Here is a 20,741-nt window from a genome sequence, read left to right on the forward strand (position 1 = left end):
AGTTTTTCATCACGCGATCAAGGTATTACGCGCAACGAGACGTTTCTGTCGCTGTTCCTGCATTATAGGAACAATGGATAATAATAGCTTTGCTTTTCATCATGCTTATTGCCAGAGCGTGATCATCATCCATTTAGCGTATTTGTTGCTCTCAATTATTGACTGTTTTCACTTGCTTGTTGTTCTAGCTTAATCGGTTCAACAGCAAAAGTAAGCACATTATTGTCACTTTTTACCAAAATATATCGCAATGCACCTAATCTTGCTTCTTCCGCGCGGGTTGGGTTTTTATTGGCCATAAACTTGTTCAGCGCAGCGGTCAGCTCTGGGGCTTTATCCAGAGAAACATTAGGGTCAAACTGATGAATAATTGCAATAATATAGCGCTCAACTAATTGGCGATTTTCTTGAGCGTCAGTTTCGTTGTCCGTGGGTAATAATGTGATTTGTAAGCTTTTAATTTTCTCACTACCTCGTTCGAGGACGGCAGATGAGTATATTTGTTGATTGATACGTGATGCGGCACGAATGTAGGGCGCGGATATATCTTGGCTAGCAATCACTTTGTATTCGTGAAGATACAAATCTTTATAGCTTTGATTAAATTGACTACGTAGCTCTGGGATCGTGAGATTAAAGGTTGGCGCATCAGGTGCTAAATACGCGACGCTTAAGTCGGTATCAGGTAATGTCGGTACCTTTTGGGAAAATGCCATTTGTGGAAAATAGCACACAAAAGCGGTTATGATGATGGACATGGAACGGAATATTGGTTGAGCCATTTTTTCTGCCACTTATTCTTCAGAGATTAATATTGTATCAGGATTACACACAATGACATTACTACAATGGGCTTTTTCCTTTAAAGGCAGAATTGGACGGCGACCATTTTGGGCGGGTGTAGCAGGCTGTTTTATTTTAATGACCCTGATTTCTCTCTTCCAAAACACGTTTTCATTACCGGATGTCGTTGTGGTGGTGTTGTTTATTTTATTACTGTATCCCCTTGCTGCAATTTTCACTAAACGTCTGCATGATAGAGGTAAACCGGGGGGATGGTTTGCTTTAGTCGTGTTAGCTTTTGCCCTTTTTTCCTTCGATGTCAGTCAATTGGCAGAAATTTGGCAATGGGGAATTGGACGCTTTCTTCCACTACTGATCACGATGATGATGCTGATTGATTGCGGCGTTTTTGTGGGAATGGAAGGTGAAAATCCGTATGGGAAAAAGACAGATAAAGTGGATTATCTGTCTTAATCGTGAAGGGATTACCAGTACTGTTCGCTGGTAATATGCCCCGGCTTACGACGTAGGTGTTTGATAAGCCCATGAGTTTCTTTGAGTTTATCCCGTGTATCTCGCACCATTTCTGGGTTGCCGCACAACATAATGTGGCAATTTTCTGCATCAATCGGCAACCCAACAAATTCTTCCAATTGATGATCTTCAATTAATGCGGGAACCCGCCCATATAGGGAGCCGGGGGCATGTTCACGGCTCACGACAGTGACAATGCGTAATTTTCCTTGGAATTGTTGCTCTAATTGCTGCATTAGCGGTAGGTAACTCAGATCTTTTTGATAACGCACGGCATGCAGTAAGATAATTTTTTCGAAGCGTTCTAACCCTTTGTTCTCTTGTAAAATAGAGAGAAATGGACCAATTGCAGTTCCTGTAGAAAGCATCCAAAGATGCCGACATTCAGGAATTTCATCTAACACAAAGAAACCCGAAGCTTCATCGGTGATTTGCAGTGTATCGCCAACCTGTAGCTCAGCAAGTTTTGGGCTCAATTTACCCTTTGGGACGATAACAAAATAGAATTCGAGTCGGCTATCACTAGGGGCATTCACATAGGAGTAGGCACGGGCAACGCGTTCTCCATTAACTTCAAGGGCGAGTTTAGCAAATTGTCCTGCAATAAACGGTTGAATAGGTGCATCCACCACTAAACTAAACAAGGTTTCTGTCCAATATTTGGCTTCAACCACCCGACCTGTTACCCAATTCGCCATAAATTTGTCCCTCTTATCGAAAAAATCTCAGAGAAAGTATTCAACAGTGTGAATTATTTAAGATATACATTGCTGAACTTAATAGAATTTCATACTAGAACAGTTCATTGTTTATGCTTATCGATAAAGTGTTTTAGTGGATTATTCTGCAAATGTGGGGTTTTGTAATTTTAATGTACAGTTAAGTTGACAGGGGTGGCGAATATTACTGCCAGCGCGAAGTAAATTAAAATGGTGTTCTACCTCGAAAAATTCATAAATTTTGTTATCTTTATCACACAAGAACAATATCAATTGTTTGCTAGTTATATAATTCCAATGTAATGGGCAAAACAACGAACAAAAATCTATTATTTAATCCTAAGTGCAAGCGTTCGTGTTATTAAACTTTAATAATACGGCGCTATTGTGTGCTCAGGAATTATGAGTGTCTGAGAGCAAAATGAGAAAGCTTGAAAATTTTAATCTGTTATTAATGTTGATTGCCCTCGCTGCGGTTGGGCAAATGACTCAAACTGTTTATGTCCCTGTTATTGCTGAAATTGCGGTGTATTTCGGTGAGCCTTCGGGTGCCGTACAGCGCGTTATGGCGGCGTATCTGTTTTCTTATGGTTTCTCCCAGCTACTATATGGTCCGTTATCTGACCAAATTGGTCGCCGTCCGGTGATTTTAGCTGGGTTATCTATCTTCTTAGTTTCAACGATTGTCGCCATTTTTGCCCCAACATTGACGGTATTGACAGTCGCGAGTGGTTTACAAGGTTTAGGTACAGGGGTTGCGGGAGTGATGGTAAGAACCATGCCGCGTGACCTGTATAAAGGCACAGCGCTACGTTACGCCAATAGTCTGCTCAATATGGGGGTGTTAGTGAGCCCACTGTTAGCGCCTATGTTTGGCGGGATACTGGCGCACTTCTTTGGTTGGCACGCTTGTTATATTTTCTTATTCCTATTGGGTGGCGGGGTGTTGTTCAGTATGTATCGCTGGATGCCGGAAACGCGTCCTATTTCACCTGAAAAGCATAATTTAGTGGCGTCATACCGTGAATTATTATCTAACGGTTCGTTTCTGTCGTATTTGACGATGCTGATTGGTGCACTTGCTGGGATCGCAGTTTTCGAAGCCTGTAGTGGTGTATTGATGGGCGGCGTCTTAGGGCTCAGTAGTATTACCGTCAGTATTCTGTTTATTCTGCCTATTCCTGCGGCGTTCTTTGGTGCTTGGTATGCGGGGCGTGAAGGTAAGAATTTCTCCACCTTGATGTGGCAGTCGGTACTAATTTGTTTGGCTGCGGGCATCATGATGTGGGTACCGGGTTGGTTTGGCATCATGAATACATGGACACTGTTAGTACCTGCCGCTATTTTCTTCTTTGGTGCTGGGATGTTATTCCCGTTGGCGACTACCGGTGCGATGGAGCCATTCCCTTATTTAGCCGGTGCGGCGGGGGCATTAGTGGGCGGACTGCAAAATGTGGGCTCTGGTGTGGCAACGTGGGTGTCAGCGTTGATGCCACAAAATGGGCAATTCAGCCTTGGTCTACTGATGTTTTTGATGTCGATGCTGGTGGTATTATGCTGGCTGCCGTTAGCTCGCCGTATGAACCATACTGAGCGAATGGTTTAATCTAAGACTTTTGTTTAAGCATCTATGAGCAGGGGGCAATTAAGCCCCCTGATTTTTATCTTTCATTATGCGGCTAATGGTACAAAATGCACGGCTTCAGCCCATTGATAAGCTTGTTGTTGCGCACGCATTGTGTCTTCTTTCATTCCCGCTATGTGTGAAATGAGTGAGTTAAATTCCACGGGGCGGTCATAGTTTAACCATTCGCGATTTTCAGCAAGCGCATATTTATTTTGTTGGATAAGTATAGTGCTGGCAGCTGCGTCATCTTGTAAATGTGAGTCAATATGGACTTTGATACCCGCAATATTTAAGTTTGGGGTACTATCTATTGCTCCTTTCACTATCAACGTATCGTCTTGCACTGAAAGGTACCACGCTTCAAGTGGCGCATATTCTTGAAGCTCGCCTCGCTCATCATAAACCAGCAGCGAGACCCAATAGCTGGTATCGCTGTTAGCCTGTATGCCTAATTGTTTAATATCGATCTGCTGATTGATTTGAACATCAGAAAGCAGTCGAACATCGGATAAAATATGAATTTCTGAGACGGATTGGCTATCGGAATATAAGTTCAGATGGTTGAGGGGGGTAAACTTCGCCTCAGTATTTACTTGATGCTGATTGAATGGCATTTTTAATGAAAAATATTGCTGATTGAGTCGTCCATTTTCAACCCAAGTCGCGCGCAAAGCTTGGTTGTCTTTATCGTGTGCCCAAAATAATTTACTGCCTCGCCAATAATTATCTCTCTGTAGTTTCTGCGGTATTGTCTGACCGTCACCATAAATAAATAGGCGATTAGCCAACGATTCAGGGTTTTTATAGCCGTAAATGGAGCGCTCAGACTCATCTTCAGTTTTAATGATGTCGATACTGACTAACTCACCTTTATTCGGTATGTTCACATTGAGCGTATTCTCGTCTAATGCGGTTTTTATTGTCTCAGTGAGTAGCCCTGTTCGAGTCATATAAGTGATCCGCAAGCTGTGCTCTGAGTTGGCATGATCGTTGGCGATCACATGGCCTATTGTTTCAGTAACACTTAATTGGCTATAAGGGTGAAGTGACCCGTCAAATTGCGGAAGAAAAATTCCATCTAGTTGATAAACAGGCAAGTATTCTCGCGGGACGTTACGCTCATTGATACGGGATAAAAATTGTTGTGCTTGCCGCGTTAGGGCGTCGGAATGGGGTAAAAATGCATCATATTGTTCAGTAAAGTGGGCATAATCCATTGGGTACATTGCAGGCATGATTTTACTATTTTGATCTTTCTCGAAATAGGTCGTGTATTGTTGGCGATATTGGTCGAAGGCGATATTTTCCCCATGGCTTTCGGCACCATAAGGATAGATTGAGCTTGTGGTATGACCCAAACTTAGTCCATGTCCGAATGTTTCATGCCAGAGAATACCCGAGCTTGTGATCCCACCACCAAAGTGATGGGTTGCGAGTCCAATCACATCTGATGTTCCATTACTGCTTGGTAAACGCTTGACTGAAGAGTAAAAAAATTCGGAATATAATTTTGTGCGTCGAGCTGCGTTTTGGCTATCTCGGTAGGCCCAGTCTATTTGGGAATGAGCAAGTTCATCGATCGCGTCAGGAGCATCATATAAAGGGTGTACCAAAGTGGTTGTGTCAGTATAACCCTTCTCATTTTGGATGACATAAGGGTACAAACTTGGTTGTTTCGTCAGCGCAGGATAACTGAATAATGAAAATCGATGAGTCGGAAGTTTAGCATTCGCTTCTAAGCCCCAGCTCAAAGGGGAGTACGCATAAGTACCGTGACCTTGGCGATAAAAACTGGTGTTGGTGACATGACTGACCATCGGAGTAACGGTGGTAATTTTAGGGGAAAATTGACCGCTCTCGTCAGTGTATGGTTGGATGATTGGTTTATTGCCCGCCATGATTTGTATTTTGACCTCAGGTTGTATCCATTTCCCACTAATAGGCGCAGTGTAGCTGTGACGGTGTAAATCTTGCGCTTCTATGCTGGGATTTTTAGGTCTTTCATCAATGTTTGTCGGCAGCTTTTGGGGGCCAGTCAAAATAACCCTTTCGAGTTCTATTCCTGATTTATCGCGAATAATGGCGACAATATCCGGTGCATTTGCTGCGGATGGGCTAATGAGGTCAACTTTTAATAATGCCCAGCGGTTGGCTGTCAATGTGAAATGTGGAGAATCAGGGGCAAGTAAGTGTGTTTGTGCCATTTGAACGTTTAATACTTGCATGTCGGCGGGCGTTTTGTAGTGCCGTAACTCAGGCTGATGATAGATTGGGTCAGGAAGGGTAAAGGTTCTTTGACCGGGGATGGATACATCCGGTGCATTTTCAGACTGTAATTGAATGGATATTGGGGCTGATACCGAGCCATCCTTCATAACCACAGAAACATCAAATTGATCGTTTCCTTGAATATGGGCGCTCTCATCAGGCAGATACACCCACTCACCTGTTTGGCTATTGAGTTCTATTTTGCCAAAAAGCGGAGATTCAATGAGTTGAAAGTAGTCAATATCATCATGTGTTGGAAGCGAACCTGAAATAGCGCCAATGACGAGTTGATTCGCTTTTCCATTTGGATTTTCAACGATGAGAATTGGGCGCCTTTGGCGGTCTTTAAGCTGAAACTGAGAAAATATCATACCTTCACACTCTAGCAATAATCGCCCTTGAGAGTATTGGAGGGTGACAGGTGGTAATTTATTGGCAACCAGTTGCTGGTTAACTTCAGTTTCTATTTTGATTGCGACCTCATGCCAAGAATCAGAAGCGGATAGCGCGATGTCATCGAGTCTAAGGGCTATATTTTGGCGTGAACTGTTGATGACAAGCGAAAAATAGTGGCTATTTTTTAGGGTATCTTGCGTGAGTGCGAATGAATTAATGGATGATGAAGGTAAGGAAACAATGTGATGAATACCATGTGGATTGAATATTGCTGGCTTAGTTAGCGGTGGTGCCACAGACAAGTTATCAGAAACAGGCGGGGGCGTATAATGAATCGCATCGTGAGGAATAAGCTGGATTGCGTTCATATTTTGAAAACCCCAACCTAGCCGGATTTGAGGTGCAGGGCCTTGTGTGGTAGTGGTGATTTTAAACGGTATTTGCTGACTGTCTTTGATGTCATTGAGAATGATTTCGCCATGTGTATCGTGCTTATCTATTTTTTCTACATGCTGACCAATTTCAAGTATGAGATCATCGGTATGGCGTAAAGTGTCTACATAGATCCGAATATCATCTGATTCAGGTGCCGTAATAACACCTTCGTAAACCCAAGTCGTTGACGATGAGTGATCTGGCAGCCCACTTTTATAGTGATTTAAGCTGGAGATTGGATAGTGTATATCTTCTATTTGTTTGGCGGGTTGAACGGCCGTCACAAGCATCCCTGAACATTGCTGTGGTTGCTGAGCAGCGAGTGGTTTTTCATCAATGCTAATAGGGTCTAAATCACTCAGAAGTTGTTGAATCGGTAAGGATGTTTCTCTTTCATCATCTTCAATGATGACCACGCTGCCACCTGTTAATTCAAGCCAATGGCGAATAAGTTCGACTTGTTGGTCGTTTGCATCATTGGCAAGTATGACGGTGTCGTAATGGCGATGCCACTGACCACTGGGTAGAAGTAAATCCACTATCTGAGCTTGTGAGCGAGGTTCACCATCTCGCCAATGATGAGGTGAGTTGAAACTATCAACCCATAAACGGTGCTGCGGATGGAATTCAAATCCTGAGAACGTATCAGTATCGACAGTACTTAATAGGTAGTTTTGGCGTTGTTCGCCAAATAAACGTGGTTTATCGAGCAACCAATTTGTGAGTGCGAACGCATTCTGTCCGTCGATATCTTGTTGTGGTGAATTTTTTAAGCCTTCAAGATAAAAACTGTCTGCATGAATTTTCGCGACCCGACCTCGGTTTTTATAGAGACCTAGTTGAATCTCACCTTGCTGTATATCTTGATATAGGCGCTGTGTGGCATGCTGGTTTGAGTGATTAAAAAGGTCTTGCTGTAGGTTATCCATAACCTAATCTCCTAAAATAAAAGATAAACACTGTTATTGCAGGAAACGATTTTAAATAAGCGAGTAGGTTCTTTCTAATTTATTATTAGTCTAGGTAACCATGATGGTATTTATTCGCTAACTATTTGTTTGCTAATTATAAATTAGTAATTTATTTTTACGGTGGAAAATAAAAAAGCAGTGCAGAGGCACTGCTTTGATAGATAAAGAAATAAGACTAAGCGCGGTCTTCCCACTCTTGGGCGCGAGCAACGGCTTTTTTCCAGCCTTCGTATTTATAATTACGCTCCGTGGTTTCGATACCCGGCTTAAAGACTTTCTCAATGGTGGCTTTGCTTTGCAGCTCATCCAGACTTTCCCAGAATCCAACAGCAATACCGGCTAAATAAGCCGCGCCCAACGCAGTACTTTCACGTACAGCGGGACGCTCAACGGATGTACCGAGAATGTCAGATTGGAATTGCATCAGGAAGTTATTGGCAACCGCACCGCCATCTACACGCAGCGCTTTTAGGCGTTCACCTGAGTCGGCTTGCATTGCGTCAAGGACATCGCGAGTTTGGTATGCGATAGACTCCAGTGTTGCACGGATAATATGGTTGCGGTTTGCACCACGCGTTAAGCCAAAGATAGCACCACGAGCATAAGGGTCCCAGTAAGGGGCGCCTAATCCAGTAAATGCAGGGACAACATAGACACCATTACTGTCTTTGACTTTGGTTGCGAAATATTCTGAATCTGTTGCTTCATCAATGAGCTTGAGCTCATCACGTAACCATTGAATGGATGCCCCACCAACAAACACCGCGCCTTCAAGGGCATAGTTAACTTCCCCTTTAGGACCACAAGCAATCGTTGTTAATAGACCGTGATTGGAGCGAACTGCGGTATTGCCGGTGTTCATTAATAAGAAACAGCCCGTTCCGTAGGTATTTTTCGCCATTCCTGATTTCACACATAATTGACCGTATAGCGCGGCTTGCTGGTCACCCGCAATGCCTGAAATTGGAATACGAGTCCCGCCTTTACCGCCGATGTTGGTTTGGCCGTACACTTCGGAAGATGGGCGCACTTCTGGCAACATACTACGAGGAATATTCAGCGCTTTAAGAATTTTATCGTCCCACTCTAAATTACGAATGTTGAATAACATCGTGCGGGAAGCGTTGGTATAGTCAGTCACATGTACCCGGCCTTGGGTCATTTTCCATACTAACCAAGTATCGACAGTTCCGAACAATAATTCGCCTTTTTCTGCGCGTTCACGAGCACCTTCGACATTATCAAGGATCCACTTTACTTTTGTGCCGGAGAAATAAGGGTCAACGACTAAACCTGTGTTCTGACGAATATACTCTTCGAGCTCTTTATCGTTGGTTTTTAAGTGGGTACAGAAATCCGCAGTACGGCGACACTGCCAGACAATCGCATTATAGACGGGTTTACCTGTTGCTTTTTCCCAAACAATCGTGGTTTCACGTTGGTTAGTGATCCCGATACTGGCGACTTCATCGGTGCGAATATCGGCTTTGGCAAGGACTTCAATCAACGTAGAACTTTGCGTTGCCCAAATTTCCATTGGGTCATGTTCTACCCAGCCTGGTTTTGGGTAAATTTGCGTGAATTCGCGCTGGGAAATACTAACAATATTTGCATCATGGTCGAGAACGACAGCTCGCGAACTGGTTGTGCCTTGATCAAGAGCGACAATATATTTTTTAACGATATTGGTTTCTGTTGTCATAATTTAAACCTGTTCAGCAATGGGTTAATCTGGTTTTAAGTAAACCCAGTTTTGGAAATAAGAAGCGGTATTAAGAGGATTTTTTCTCTTCTTCATCAGACTCGCAAGTCATGCAAGGCAGATGGCGACCAATTAATTTGCGATAACCGAATGCCCCTAGCAGACCACCAACAATCGGTGCAGTCAATGGGACAAGGAAATAAGGAATATCACGTCCACCTGTCAGGGCAATATCACCCCATCCGGCTAAATAAGCCACGACTTTCGGGCCAAAGTCACGCGCTGGGTTTAAGGCGAATCCAGTCAATGGACCAAAAGAGCCGCCGATAACTGCAATTAAGATACCAATTAATAACGGTGCTAATGGACCTTTAGGAACGCCATTGCCATCATCGGTTAAACCTAAAATTAAGCAGACTAAAATGGCGGCAATCACCACTTCAATAAAGAATGCGTGGAGCACGCTGATTTGTGGGGCAGGGTAAGTTGAGAAGACACCCGCAGTAAATAAACTTTCTTGCGTGCCACGAACAATATGGTGAACTTGTTCGTAATCGAAAAAAACAGGGGAGTACATCGAATACACTAAGGCGGCAGCACAAAAGCCCCCGAGCATTTGAGCGATAATGTAAGGAATCACTTTTCGCTTATCAAAACACGCGAATAACCATAGTGCTAATGTGACGGCAGGGTTTAAGTGAGCGCCAGAGATGCCCGCAGTCAGGTAAACAGCCAGTGCGACGCCGAAGCCCCAAATCACACTAATTTCCCAAAGACCTAACTGGGCACCCGCAATACGTACAGCTGCGACACATCCTAAACCAAAAAAAACCAACAGAGCAGTTCCAAGAAACTCCGATATACACTGACCCGTCAGTGTTGAAGGCGTCATTTTGCTCATAAATGTTCATCCTGCAATAGTTGTTAAGAGAGGTGTTTTGCACGAGTATAATTTTCTTTGCGAAAATTTATTCTGTTAATTTAGCGAGAAAAAAGATAATCGAATATTGCGATTTGTGAAAACTGTGTGTCAAATCACCAAAAAACGAAAACAAACAATCATTTTTAAGGTCGAATTCAAACATTTGAATAGTCACGGTCGAAACAATTAAAAGAATAATGTTTGTAATCAAGTGTAAGTCACTGGACACAGAGGATCATGCTACTTACAATCGGGGGAAAGCGCTTATAAAGGGAGATCCGAACATGTCATTTGAAGTATTTGAGAAACTAGAATCCAAAGTTCAGCAAGCCATCGATACCATCGCATTAATGCAGATGGAAATTGATGAACTGAAAGAACAAAACAGTGCATTAAGCCAAGAGTTACAAGCCAACAAATCAGGTGCTGAATCACTGGTTCGTGAAAATGAACAGTTGAAGCAAGAGCAGGCAACTTGGCAGGAGCGTTTGCGGACCCTCTTAGGCAAGATGGAAGAAGTCTAATTCCCTTCATACTTCGCATTGTAGGGGTGTTGGCTGCTCTCGGCTACTCGGGTCACATACTTATGTATGCTCCCCGAGATATCCTCCACTCGCCGCCTACCTCGTCATACTTCGCATTATAGGGGTGTTGGCTGCGCTCAGTTACCCTAGTCACATACTTGTGTATGCTCCTAGGGATACCCTCGTTTGCCGCCTACCTACAATGCGAATTATTTAGAGGTGTGTAGAAGTATGTAGAGGCGTGTTTTCTGAAAGAAGTGAAAATTGAGTAAAAAACAGAAAGCGGAAAACAGAAAAGAAAAAGGCAGATAGTGATATCTGCCTTTTTTGTGGAATTTGGTGGGGGTTATTCGTCGATGGCTTCGTCGAAATCGTCGTTAGCTGCTTGGGTCAGTGGTTCTTCGGATAAAATCATACCCGTGTTATCGGCATATAGATAATCGCCGGAGAAGAACGTCACGCCGCCAAAATTAACGCGGATATCGCTTTCGCCGATACCTTCGTCAGGGCAACCCGCAGGGATTGCTGCAACAGCTTGAATGCCGAGATCTAACTCCATTAATGCATCCACTTGACGGACGGCACCGTAAACCACAATACCTTCCCAGCTATTGTCTACCGCTAATCGAGCGAGTTCAGCGTCAATCAGTGCTTTACGCACTGAACCACCGCCATCCACCAGCAAGATGCGTCCATGGCCGTCTTCTTCCAGCAAATCATACAGAATGCCATTATCTTCAAAGCATTTTACTGTAATGATTTGACCGCCAAATGAAGTACGTCCACCAAAGTTGGAGAATAAAGGTTCTACTACATTAACACTTTCTTGGTAGATGTCGCAGAGTTCGGAAGTATCATATTTCATAGGATTTAGGTCTTTTTTGCTGCAAGAGGGAGGTCAGTATATCCCTTTTAGTCACTGATTGGCAAAATTCCCGCCAGAAAATAAGCGGGAAAAGTCAAAAAAACAGCAAATAATTGAGACTATTTACTCAGGATAACCCCGAGGGAGAATAAAACGTTGGTGACTAAAGCGATTTTCACCATGTTTTCTAGCATTGGGCGCATCCCTTCAGGGGTAGGATCAGAAAGGACTTTGCGCACATGGTTCATCAGCATTGGCACCGCCAATAAGAATAACCAGCCCGCCCAGCCTGTTAAATAGAGTAAATTGAAAAATACCAAACATAAGATTGAAACGATGATGATAATGGCGTGGTACATGCGCGCGCCTTGTGGGCCTAAGCGCACTGCCAACGTGTTTTTACCCGCTTTAATGTCGTTTTCAATATCACGCATATTATTGATATTTAAAACAGCCACAGACAGTAAACCGCAAGCTGTTGCTGGCAGGACAGTGATGATATTAAAGCTATTCGCTTGTAGGTAAAAAGTACCAATCACACTTAACCAGCCAAAGAAAATGAGAACGGAAATATCCCCAAGGCCAAGGTAGCCATAAGGTTTTTTACCGACGGTATAAGTGATGGCCGCCACGATAGCCACTAACCCTAAGCCAAGGAATCCGATAGCATCCTCTGGCTTTTCACATGCGACAATAATCAACAATAGGCCGGAAAGGCAAGCCGCAAAGATATTCAGCTTCAGCGCTTTTTTCATATCTTCTTTGGTGATAACGCCTTTTTGCATTCCGCGCAAAGGCCCGATGCGTTCAGCGGTGTCTGAACCTTTAATCGCATCGCCATAGTCATTGGCGAGGTTAGATAAAATTTGTAATAAGCCCGCTGTGATAATAGAAAGCAGAGCGACTGGCCACTTAAAGTTACCCGTGAAATAGGTCAATGCGGATCCAGTGACGATGGCAATCACCCCTAATGGCAGGGTTTTTGGTCGTAAACTTTCTAGCCAAGCTTGTTTGCGGCTGATTGAAGATGAGTTCATGTAATTTATTCACCGTACTCGTGATATTTCAATGGGTAACGTGGCTTTGATGCTGAGTGACCGTTTGAATTATTGGGAGTAAATGTTCTTATTAAGTTGGATTTTATATATCAAAAGTGCAGCAAGATTGCTGCACTTTAGCTAACATCCATTAAGGATACATGAAAACCTGATAATTAATAAGATTATAAAATAAATCTACTCAGGTCTTCGTCTGCTACCAGTTCGTCTAAGTGCTGGCGAACATACTCTGCATCGATTGTAATGCTTTGTCCGTCACGCTCGCTAGCGTCGAAAGAGATATCTTCCATCAGGCGTTCTAACACAGTATGTAAACGACGCGCACCGATATTCTCAGTTGATTCATTCACTTGCCATGCAGACTCCGCAATTTTGCGAATACCATCCGCAGTGAATTCGACGCTAACACCTTCTGTTGCCATCAGCGCTTTGTACTGTTCAGTCAAAGAAGCATTAGGCTCAGTTAAGATGCGCTCGAAATCTTCAGTCGTTAGAGCCTGGAGCTCAACTCGAATTGGCAGACGACCTTGCAATTCCGGGATCAAATCTGATGGGCTAGAAACTTGGAATGCGCCGGATGCAATAAACAGGATGTGGTCAGTTTTGACCATACCGTGTTTGGTAGAGATGGTGCAGCCTTCGATTAATGGCAGCAGGTCACGTTGAACCCCTTCACGGGACACATCAGGGCCTGAACTTTGACCACCGCGTTTACAGATTTTATCGAACTCATCAATAAACACGATACCGTTTTGCTCAACGGCTTCAATCGCTTGTTCTTTCAGCTCTTCAGGATTAACCAGTTTTGCCGCTTCTTCTTCTACCAGCAGTTTAAAAGCTTCTTTGATTTTCATCTTACGAGGCTTCTGTTTTTGACCTGCTAAGTTTTGGAACATAGATTGCAGTTGGTTGGTCATCTCTTCCATGCCCGGAGGAGCCATGATTTCAACGCCCATTGGTGCTGCAGAAACTTCAATTTCAATTTCTTTATCGTCTAACTGGCCTTCACGTAATTTCTTACGGAATGCTTGGCGTGCTGGTGATTGCTCATCAACAGGTTCTGCTTGTCCCCAGTTATTTTTTGCTGGTGGGATTAAGACATCCAGAATACGTTCTTCCGCCATTTCTTCTGCGCGGTAACGGTTTTTCTCGATAGACTGTAAACGCACCATTTTAACGGCAGAATCGGTCAGATCGCGGATGATGGAGTCAACTTCTTTACCTACATAGCCTACTTCCGTGAACTTAGTCGCTTCAACTTTGATGAATGGTGCATTCGCCAGTTTAGCTAAACGGCGTGCAATTTCGGTTTTACCTACCCCTGTAGGACCAATCATCAGAATATTTTTTGGGGTCACTTCATGACGTAAATGCTCATTTAATTGCATACGGCGCCAGCGGTTACGCAGGGCGATAGCAACTGAACGTTTAGCTTTATGTTGGCCAATAATATGGTTGTCGAGTTCGCTGACAATTTCGCGTGGAGTCATTTCGGACATGCTAGCAATCCTTATGATTTTGAAGAAATTTCTTCAAAGTTGACATTATGGTTGGTGTAAATACAGATATCTCCCGCTATGGCGAGGGCTTTTTCCGCGATTTCGCGAGCGCTTAAGTCTGTATTTTCGAGAAGGGCGCGTGCTGCAGATTGTGCATATGGGCCACCGGAGCCAATCGCAATCAGGTCATTTTCAGGCTGAACGACGTCACCATTACCCGTAATAATTAATGAAGTATGTTCATCAGCGACGGCAAGCAGCGCTTCTAATTTGCGCAGCATGCGGTCGGTACGCCAATCTTTGGCTAATTCCACCGCCGCTTTAGTGAGGTGTCCTTGATGGAGTTCAAGCTTGCGCTCGAACAGTTCAAAGAGAGTGAATGCGTCTGCGGTGCCACCGGCAAATCCTGCAATGACTTTGTCGTTATATAAACGGCGTACTTTGCGGACATTGCCTTTCATGACGGTATTACCCATCGTCGCCTGTCCATCACCACCGATTACAACTTGGCCATTACGGCGAACACTTACGATTGTTGTCATGAGTTAGCCCCTGGTTGTATTACAAAAAGAATGCAGTTGATTTCATTTTTTGATAGATAAATTTCAAGTGATAGTGGTCTATTCACTATCACTTGAAAGAGATTGAACTCAAAAATAACTGCTTACGAGTACGTTAAAACAGTAGATGGGGGAGACGAGGGGATTTTTCAACCCCCAGAAGCACGAAGAATACAACCACTCACGCCAACGCCTGCTGCACGGTCACGCATGTTTTCAGCGGTGGACTTGGAATATGGGCCTAATACGATACGATGCCAGCCACCACCTGCGGTGACGCGGCTTTCGATACCCGCAAATGCGAGAGTGGCACGTACTGACTCAGCCTGTTCTGCCGTTTTAAATGAACCGCATTGCACGAGCATATTCTGCATTTTATTCACAGGAGCAGTTTCAGGTTTAGGCTCAGGCTTCACTTCCGGTTTCGTGACAGGCTGAGCTTGCTGAACTGGCGCAACTGGGCGTGTTTCAGGTTTTTGCTCAATAATCGACGGTTTGCGTTGGGGCGGTGTTTCAACTGGCTTAGCAGGTTCGTTGATCACCACTTGTGAGCGCGGTACCGGCTTACCATTAAATGGCACTTCTTGCAGGTTGGTCACAGGCTGGCGACGATCAGAATCCATTTGCTCTAACAACTGGCGCTGTTCGGTGGTGAGATCAGACTGACGAATATTGCCGCTACCTGTGCTCGGTTGCGATGGCGAAGTATAATCTTGCCAAGGCTCTTCCAGCTCTCTTTTATAGCGCCAAGGTTCTTCGGGTTTAGGTGGCAGCGTGCTACCCGGTTTTGCAGCTTGAGTGGGGAGTGCAGTTTGAGGCGCTTCTTTTTTATTATGAGTAATAAAAAATAGGCCACCCACGAATAACACCACAATAGCGACCGCCACAATTAATGTGGTTAGTGGTAGCCCTTGGGCTTTCTTCGATTTGCCTTTGCCTTTTTTACGAGCGGACGACCGTCCTCGAGCTACATAATCTTTTTGTGCCACGCTATTAATTCACTAGTTGTCAGTTGTTAATCGTTATTTAGGTCATATGTTACTTAACCTTAACGATTTTGCCTAGCATTTAGGCGCTTTTGTACTCTCTCTAACGATTAAATCAGAATCTAGGAGACGAGAACCTGCGGTGACACTATTTCCGTGTAGCTGTTCTAGCAATAATAGCATCGCATGGCGACCAATTTCCTTGCGAGGGTGATTGATGGTCGTCAGTGCGGGTAATGTATATTTGGCTTGCTCAAGGTTATCAAAACCAACAAAAGAGATATCGTCGGGAATTTTCAAACCCATTTTCTTCGCTTGCCACATTGCACCGAATGCCATGATATCAGTATGGCAGAAAACGGCAGTGGGTGGCTCAGGTAAAGAAAGTAATGTTTTTAATGCTTCAGCACCGCTTTCATGAGAGAAATCCCCACGTACAATATAGCTCTCTCTCAGCCCTTCGCCAGTACGTAACATCGCTTTTTTATACCCTTCTAAACGGTATTGGCTATGTGGCATTTCTTCAGGGCCTGCGATACAAGCAATACGTTTATGACCTTGTTTTAGCAGATAATGGGTGGCATTGAATGCCGCGGTGAGGTTATCAATATGCACGGTTGGAAGTTTTAATTCTGGCGCGAATTCGTTGGCCATCACAATTGGCGGTAGGTTTTTTTGTTCTTCGGTTGAAACATCAAACGGTAAGTTAGACCCCAACAGAACCATGCCATCAATCTGTTTGGTAATGATCAGGTTAATAAAGGCATTTTCTTGTTTCTGCTGATGTTTACAGTCACCAATCAGCACAAAGTAACCTTCGTGGGCGGCCACTTCTTCAATGCCGCAGATCACATCGCTGAAGAAGGGATCGCTAATGTCTGGGACGATCGCGAGAATAGTTTTGGATTCATTGCGTTTATAGCTGCGGGCGAGGTTATGAGGATAATAGCCAACGTCTAAGACGGCTTGCTCAACTTTTTGACGTGTTTGTAGGGAGACTTTTTCAGGGTTCATCAATGTCCGAGAAACGGTGGCTGTTGATACACCTGCTGCGTTCGCGACATCTTTCATGGTCGCCGTATTATTGTGCTTTTTACTTTCCACAACGCCTTCCTTTGTCTATTTAATCGATTGCTTTTTTTTGAATGGCGCAAACACGTCATTTTGCTAATTAAAAGACATTCTAAAGAGTTTCACAATAATATCTGTTACCTAGTTTGCATAAAAAGTGTGACTTGCATCATTTTTTAGAGCTGCCTCGCAAATTTTAAAAATAGTTATAGTGATAACCACTTAATCCAAATTCGTAATCCATGCGTTTATGGAAAAAATGACGGTTTAGTTATTGGAGTCAGTGAGTTACAGTACCTATTTTTCGGGTAAGTTAGTGGTATTAACCGTCCGTAGGATCCACATCAATATTCCATTTTACCTTACGGCTTTCCGGTTGTTTTAGTAACTCAGGTAATAATTGCGCAGTAAACTGCTGGAGATAGGCGCGTGATGGATGCTGCAATAAAAGTTGCCAGCGAAAACGTCCGCCTCGTTTGGCTTGAATGGACGGTGCAGGACCTAAAATCCATAAGCGCGAGTCACTTTGTGGGTGTTGGCTAATATACTGGCGAACATTCTGTAAAAACTGCCGTGAATCCTGATTATTATGATCTTCAGATCGAATAAGAATGTGGCTAGTAAACGGTGGAAGCATTGCCACCCGGCGCTCTTCAAGGGCTTCTTCGGAAAAAGCGTTATAGCCACTTTCTAGTAAGGTGAGCAAAAGAGGGTGTTCAGGGTGGTGAGTTTGTAAGAACACTTCACCTTGCTTGCCTGCTCGTCCCGCTCGTCCAGAGACCTGTACATATAATTGTGCAAAACGTTCGGCAGCTCTAAAGTCACTCGAAAATAAGGCGCCATCGACATCCAGCAATGCGACGAGGGTCACATCTGGAAAGTGGTGTCCTTTCGCCAGCATTTGTGTGCCGATCAAAATTCGCGCGCCGCCTTCATGCACAGCGTTCAAATGTTGCTCCAGTTCGCCTTTACGGCTGGTGGTATCTCGGTCGATACGAGTCACGGGTACATCCGGAAATAGCTGGGAAATCCCTTCTTCCAGTTGCTCGGTTCCCATCCCAACAGGGACTAAATGTGTTGATCCACATTGTGGGCATTGGCGTGGGACAGGGCGTTGGCTATCACAGTGATGGCAACGTAACTGATGAAAATTTTGGTGCAGCGTATAGTAATGGTCGCAACGCTGGCATTCCGCTATCCAACCACATTCATGGCAGATAAGTGCTGGGGAATAACCTCGGCGATTTAGAAACAAAATGACCTGATTATTTTGTGCTAGGTGATTTTTAATATGTTGGATCAGTAAATGGGACAGCCCAAATTTAAGTGGCTGTCCTTTTAAATCAATCAAATGCTGCTCAGCGGGACGGGCATTACCTGCGCGGATCGTCAAATTTAATTGGCGATATTTATTCTGTTGCACATTACTCAGTGTTTCGAGGGATGGGGTCGCTGTTCCCATGATAATTGGAATATTTTCTTTTTTTGCACGGAAAACCGCTAAATCACGGGCATGGTAGCGCCAGCCATCTTGCTGTTTATACGAACTGTCATGCTCTTCATCGATAATAATGATGCCAAGGCGGGCAAATGGCGTGAATAAGGCAGAGCGCGTCCCGATGATAATGCCGTTAGAACCCTGTTTGGCTCGTAACCAAACCGCTAAGCGCTCACTGTCATTGAGCGCAGAGTGCAAAACATCGACAGGTACATTAAAGCGTTCACGGAAGCGATTAATGGTTTGAGGCGTTAAGCCAATTTCAGGGACTAATACTAGCGCCTGCTTACCTTGAGCCAGAATATTTTCTAACACGCTCAGGTAGACTTCGGTTTTTCCCGATCCGGTGATCCCCGCCAGTAACCACGGCGAAAAATTATCATCTTCTGCGCGAATTGCGCCTACAGCGGTGGCTTGCTCGCTATTGAGTCGTAAACGTTCCCCACTCACGGCAAACTGTGATTGCCATTTTTCTGCAACTGGTTGAACAGGGTGCAACTCGGCATACTGTTTTTTCTTCAATGCTTGCAGAGCGCTTTCACTGATTTCAAGCTCACCAACCTGATGGCGATAAACTGGGCGGCGGCGTAATAGCGCTAACGCTTGCTGCTGTTTTGGGGATCGTTTTAGTTCATTTAGATCCGCCGCCTGACCCTCTTCAGTTACTTGCCATTGCCAGATCGGCGTAAATTCTGCGGGCTTCCCTTGGCGCAGTAAGGTCGGCATCGCGTGAAATAGCACTTCACCAATTGGGTAATGGTAATATTGAGATGACCACAGCAGCAGTTGCCAGAGATCATCGGGGAACAGGGTTTGTGAATCTAATACCAGCTCCACGGTTTTGAGTTGGTCTTCGGGAAACTCGCTTTTATCGCTCAGATTGACAACTACACCAAGGGCTTGGCGTTTGCCAAAAGGCACCATAACCCGTCCACCGATAACGGGGACTGGCATATTTGCACCCAAGAGATAATCAAATGTGCGATTTAAAGGAACAGGTAACGCCACCTGAACGACGATCATAGCTGGATTTCCGTCTGTTTTTTGTACAAAAAGATGAGGGTATTCTGTTAGAGTACCACAAAAATCATGCTATTTTCATTGCGCGATAAACAGATTTTCTGTATGATCCGCCGCCTTTGGTATCAATTAATTTTGTTTTGCCAATAAACTAAATTTAATCAACACGACGTGTGGTGTCCGGCGTTAGGGCTGGAATGGCGACACGGCCTTATTAGAGGTTCTCCCATGAAAAAAGGTATTCACCCTAAATACGAAGAAGTTACTGCAACTTGTTCTTGCGGCAACGTAATGAAAATTAACTCAACAGCTGGTCACTCTCTGAACCTGGACGTTTGTGGTAACTGCCACCCGTTCTATACTGGTAAACAACGTGATGTTGCGACCGGTGGTCGTGTTGATCGCTTCAACCAGCGTTTCAGCATCCCAGGTGCTAAAAAGTAATAAAACCTGTCACGTTGAAGTTGATTTAACGTATTCAGTAAGAAAACCTGTTCAATTGAACAGGTTTTTTATTGCCTAAAATTTGCCAATCTCTGGAAGTTAAAAGCGGTAAGCAACTCCAAACATAAAATCATGGCTGGCTAGGTTGATGGTCGATGTTTCAGTCGCATCTTTATTGAAAGAGTTCGGCATGGAAATTTTGTATTTACCTGCATCAGTAAATCGATAGCCCAAGTCAAATGAGAGGTTGTCATTGAAAGCATATCGGCTACCTAGCCCTAAACTCCATGCTAGCTTATTGATTCTATCTGACTTTGATTGATTCGAACTTTGTTTAACACCAGAAATTTCAAATTCTGAACGTTGTGTATTTTCATACCGCGTACTTGCCAATCCGAGCCCAAAAGAAATATAGGGCGTGAATGCGGTTTGGTTTTTCATATCATAGTAGCTATTTAACATGACTGTCGTTAGCGTTGCTTCGTTTTCCATATCAGAAGAGCCAGAATTACTGGCTGAATTAGAAAGTGCATTAAGGTTATGAGTATCGCTAACTTTCCCTCGCATACCCACTTCTAACTCTGTACGGATAGGCACAGTGAATTGATGATAAAAATCGTAGCCAACACCAATAAAATTTCCAAAAGCAGGGTGACTTTTATCATTGAATTTTAGTGTTCTGAAATCAGATTGTTTTTCATTACTGTATTCGAATTTAGAATCATATATATTCAAAACTGATACACCAATTTTACTTGATATATATACGCCGTTATTACTGGATGCCATTGCTAAATTAGCAAACAACAAGCAACTCAAGGTTAAAAGTAAATTTTTCATTATTAAGCACCAGTTAATT

17 protein-coding genes are annotated in these 20,741 nt (G+C 43.9%); 4 read left to right on the forward strand and 13 right to left on the reverse strand.

From position 1 onward, the window contains the following. Nucleotides 1-155 precede the first annotated feature (155 nt). Nucleotides 156-782, reverse strand: coding sequence for a DUF1454 family protein (locus tag PR799_RS12370; protein WP_272522213.1), 627 nt, complete (start codon nucleotides 780-782; stop codon nucleotides 156-158). Nucleotides 783-834: 52 nt separating this feature from the next. Between PR799_RS12370 and PR799_RS12375 the strand changes: the two genes are divergently transcribed. After that, nucleotides 835-1,257, forward strand: coding sequence for a DUF805 domain-containing protein (locus PR799_RS12375; RefSeq protein ID WP_272522215.1), 423 nt, complete (start codon nucleotides 835-837; stop codon nucleotides 1,255-1,257). 11 nt (nucleotides 1,258-1,268) lie between these two features. On the opposite strand, the gene fpr is transcribed toward PR799_RS12375, so the two are convergent. Next, on the reverse strand, nucleotides 1,269-2,015 hold the full coding sequence (gene fpr / locus PR799_RS12380; protein WP_154628103.1) for a ferredoxin--NADP(+) reductase: 747 nt from the start codon (nucleotides 2,013-2,015) through the stop codon (nucleotides 1,269-1,271). A 442-nt stretch (nucleotides 2,016-2,457) separates the two neighbouring features. Here fpr and emrD point away from each other — a divergent pair, with 442 nt between their 5' ends. Further along, nucleotides 2,458-3,642 (forward strand): multidrug efflux MFS transporter EmrD, encoded by a 1,185-nt coding sequence (emrD, locus tag PR799_RS12385; RefSeq protein WP_272522246.1) that lies wholly within the window; start codon nucleotides 2,458-2,460, stop codon nucleotides 3,640-3,642. Between the two features lie 65 nt (nucleotides 3,643-3,707). Here emrD and PR799_RS12390 read toward each other — a convergent pair whose 3' ends face one another. The 3 genes from PR799_RS12390 to PR799_RS12400 form a co-directional block, all read right to left on the reverse strand. After that, nucleotides 3,708-7,691, reverse strand: coding sequence for a hypothetical protein (locus PR799_RS12390; RefSeq protein WP_272522217.1), 3,984 nt, complete (start codon nucleotides 7,689-7,691; stop codon nucleotides 3,708-3,710). 217 nt (nucleotides 7,692-7,908) lie between these two features. Beyond that, a complete protein-coding gene (gene glpK / locus PR799_RS12395) occupies nucleotides 7,909-9,435 on the reverse strand; it encodes a glycerol kinase GlpK (RefSeq protein WP_006663187.1) in 1,527 nt (508 codons plus the stop codon). A gap of 70 nt (nucleotides 9,436-9,505) precedes the next feature. Then, entirely contained in the window at nucleotides 9,506-10,336 is an 831-nt protein-coding gene (locus tag PR799_RS12400; RefSeq protein ID WP_272522218.1) for an MIP/aquaporin family protein, read from the reverse strand. Nucleotides 10,337-10,641: 305 nt separating this feature from the next. Here PR799_RS12400 and zapB point away from each other — a divergent pair, with 305 nt between their 5' ends. Further along, nucleotides 10,642-10,881, forward strand: a complete 240-nt coding sequence (zapB, locus tag PR799_RS12405; RefSeq protein ID WP_154628107.1) for a cell division protein ZapB — start codon at nucleotides 10,642-10,644, stop codon at nucleotides 10,879-10,881. Between the two features lie 346 nt (nucleotides 10,882-11,227). Here zapB and rraA read toward each other — a convergent pair whose 3' ends face one another. From rraA to priA, 7 genes are all read right to left on the reverse strand, one after another. Then, a complete protein-coding gene (gene rraA / locus PR799_RS12410; RefSeq protein WP_154628108.1) occupies nucleotides 11,228-11,746 on the reverse strand; it encodes a ribonuclease E activity regulator RraA in 519 nt (172 codons plus the stop codon). Between the two features lie 119 nt (nucleotides 11,747-11,865). After that, complete coding sequence (locus tag PR799_RS12415; RefSeq protein ID WP_154603275.1) at nucleotides 11,866-12,783, reverse strand: 1,4-dihydroxy-2-naphthoate polyprenyltransferase; 918 nt, start codon at nucleotides 12,781-12,783, stop codon at nucleotides 11,866-11,868. A gap of 185 nt (nucleotides 12,784-12,968) precedes the next feature. Beyond that, a complete protein-coding gene (gene hslU, locus PR799_RS12420; RefSeq protein ID WP_108479178.1) occupies nucleotides 12,969-14,303 on the reverse strand; it encodes an HslU--HslV peptidase ATPase subunit in 1,335 nt (444 codons plus the stop codon). 11 nt (nucleotides 14,304-14,314) lie between these two features. After that, nucleotides 14,315-14,845 carry an ATP-dependent protease subunit HslV gene (hslV, locus tag PR799_RS12425; RefSeq protein ID WP_006660514.1) on the reverse strand — a complete coding sequence of 177 codons (531 nt, stop codon included), beginning with the start codon at nucleotides 14,843-14,845 and terminating at the stop codon, nucleotides 14,315-14,317. 167 nt (nucleotides 14,846-15,012) lie between these two features. Further along, nucleotides 15,013-15,852, reverse strand: coding sequence for a cell division protein FtsN (ftsN, locus tag PR799_RS12430; RefSeq protein WP_272522220.1), 840 nt, complete (start codon nucleotides 15,850-15,852; stop codon nucleotides 15,013-15,015). A gap of 72 nt (nucleotides 15,853-15,924) precedes the next feature. Next, on the reverse strand, nucleotides 15,925-16,953 hold the full coding sequence (cytR, locus tag PR799_RS12435; RefSeq protein WP_272522221.1) for a DNA-binding transcriptional regulator CytR: 1,029 nt from the start codon (nucleotides 16,951-16,953) through the stop codon (nucleotides 15,925-15,927). Between the two features lie 289 nt (nucleotides 16,954-17,242). Continuing rightward, complete coding sequence (gene priA / locus PR799_RS12440; RefSeq protein ID WP_154628109.1) at nucleotides 17,243-19,441, reverse strand: primosomal protein N'; 2,199 nt, start codon at nucleotides 19,439-19,441, stop codon at nucleotides 17,243-17,245. A 225-nt stretch (nucleotides 19,442-19,666) separates the two neighbouring features. Between priA and rpmE the strand changes: the two genes are divergently transcribed. Further along, nucleotides 19,667-19,882: a 50S ribosomal protein L31 gene (gene rpmE, locus PR799_RS12445; protein WP_036950864.1), complete on the forward strand. Its 216-nt coding sequence runs from the start codon at nucleotides 19,667-19,669 to the stop codon at nucleotides 19,880-19,882. Nucleotides 19,883-19,981: 99 nt separating this feature from the next. On the opposite strand, the gene PR799_RS12450 is transcribed toward rpmE, so the two are convergent. After that, nucleotides 19,982-20,722, reverse strand: a complete 741-nt coding sequence (locus PR799_RS12450) for an outer membrane protein (protein ID WP_272522224.1) — start codon at nucleotides 20,720-20,722, stop codon at nucleotides 19,982-19,984. Between the last annotated feature and the right edge of the window lie 19 nt (nucleotides 20,723-20,741).

Source organism: Providencia sp. PROV202 (assembly GCF_028479565.1).
GTDB classification, from domain to species: Bacteria; Pseudomonadota; Gammaproteobacteria; order Enterobacterales; family Enterobacteriaceae; genus Providencia; species Providencia zhijiangensis.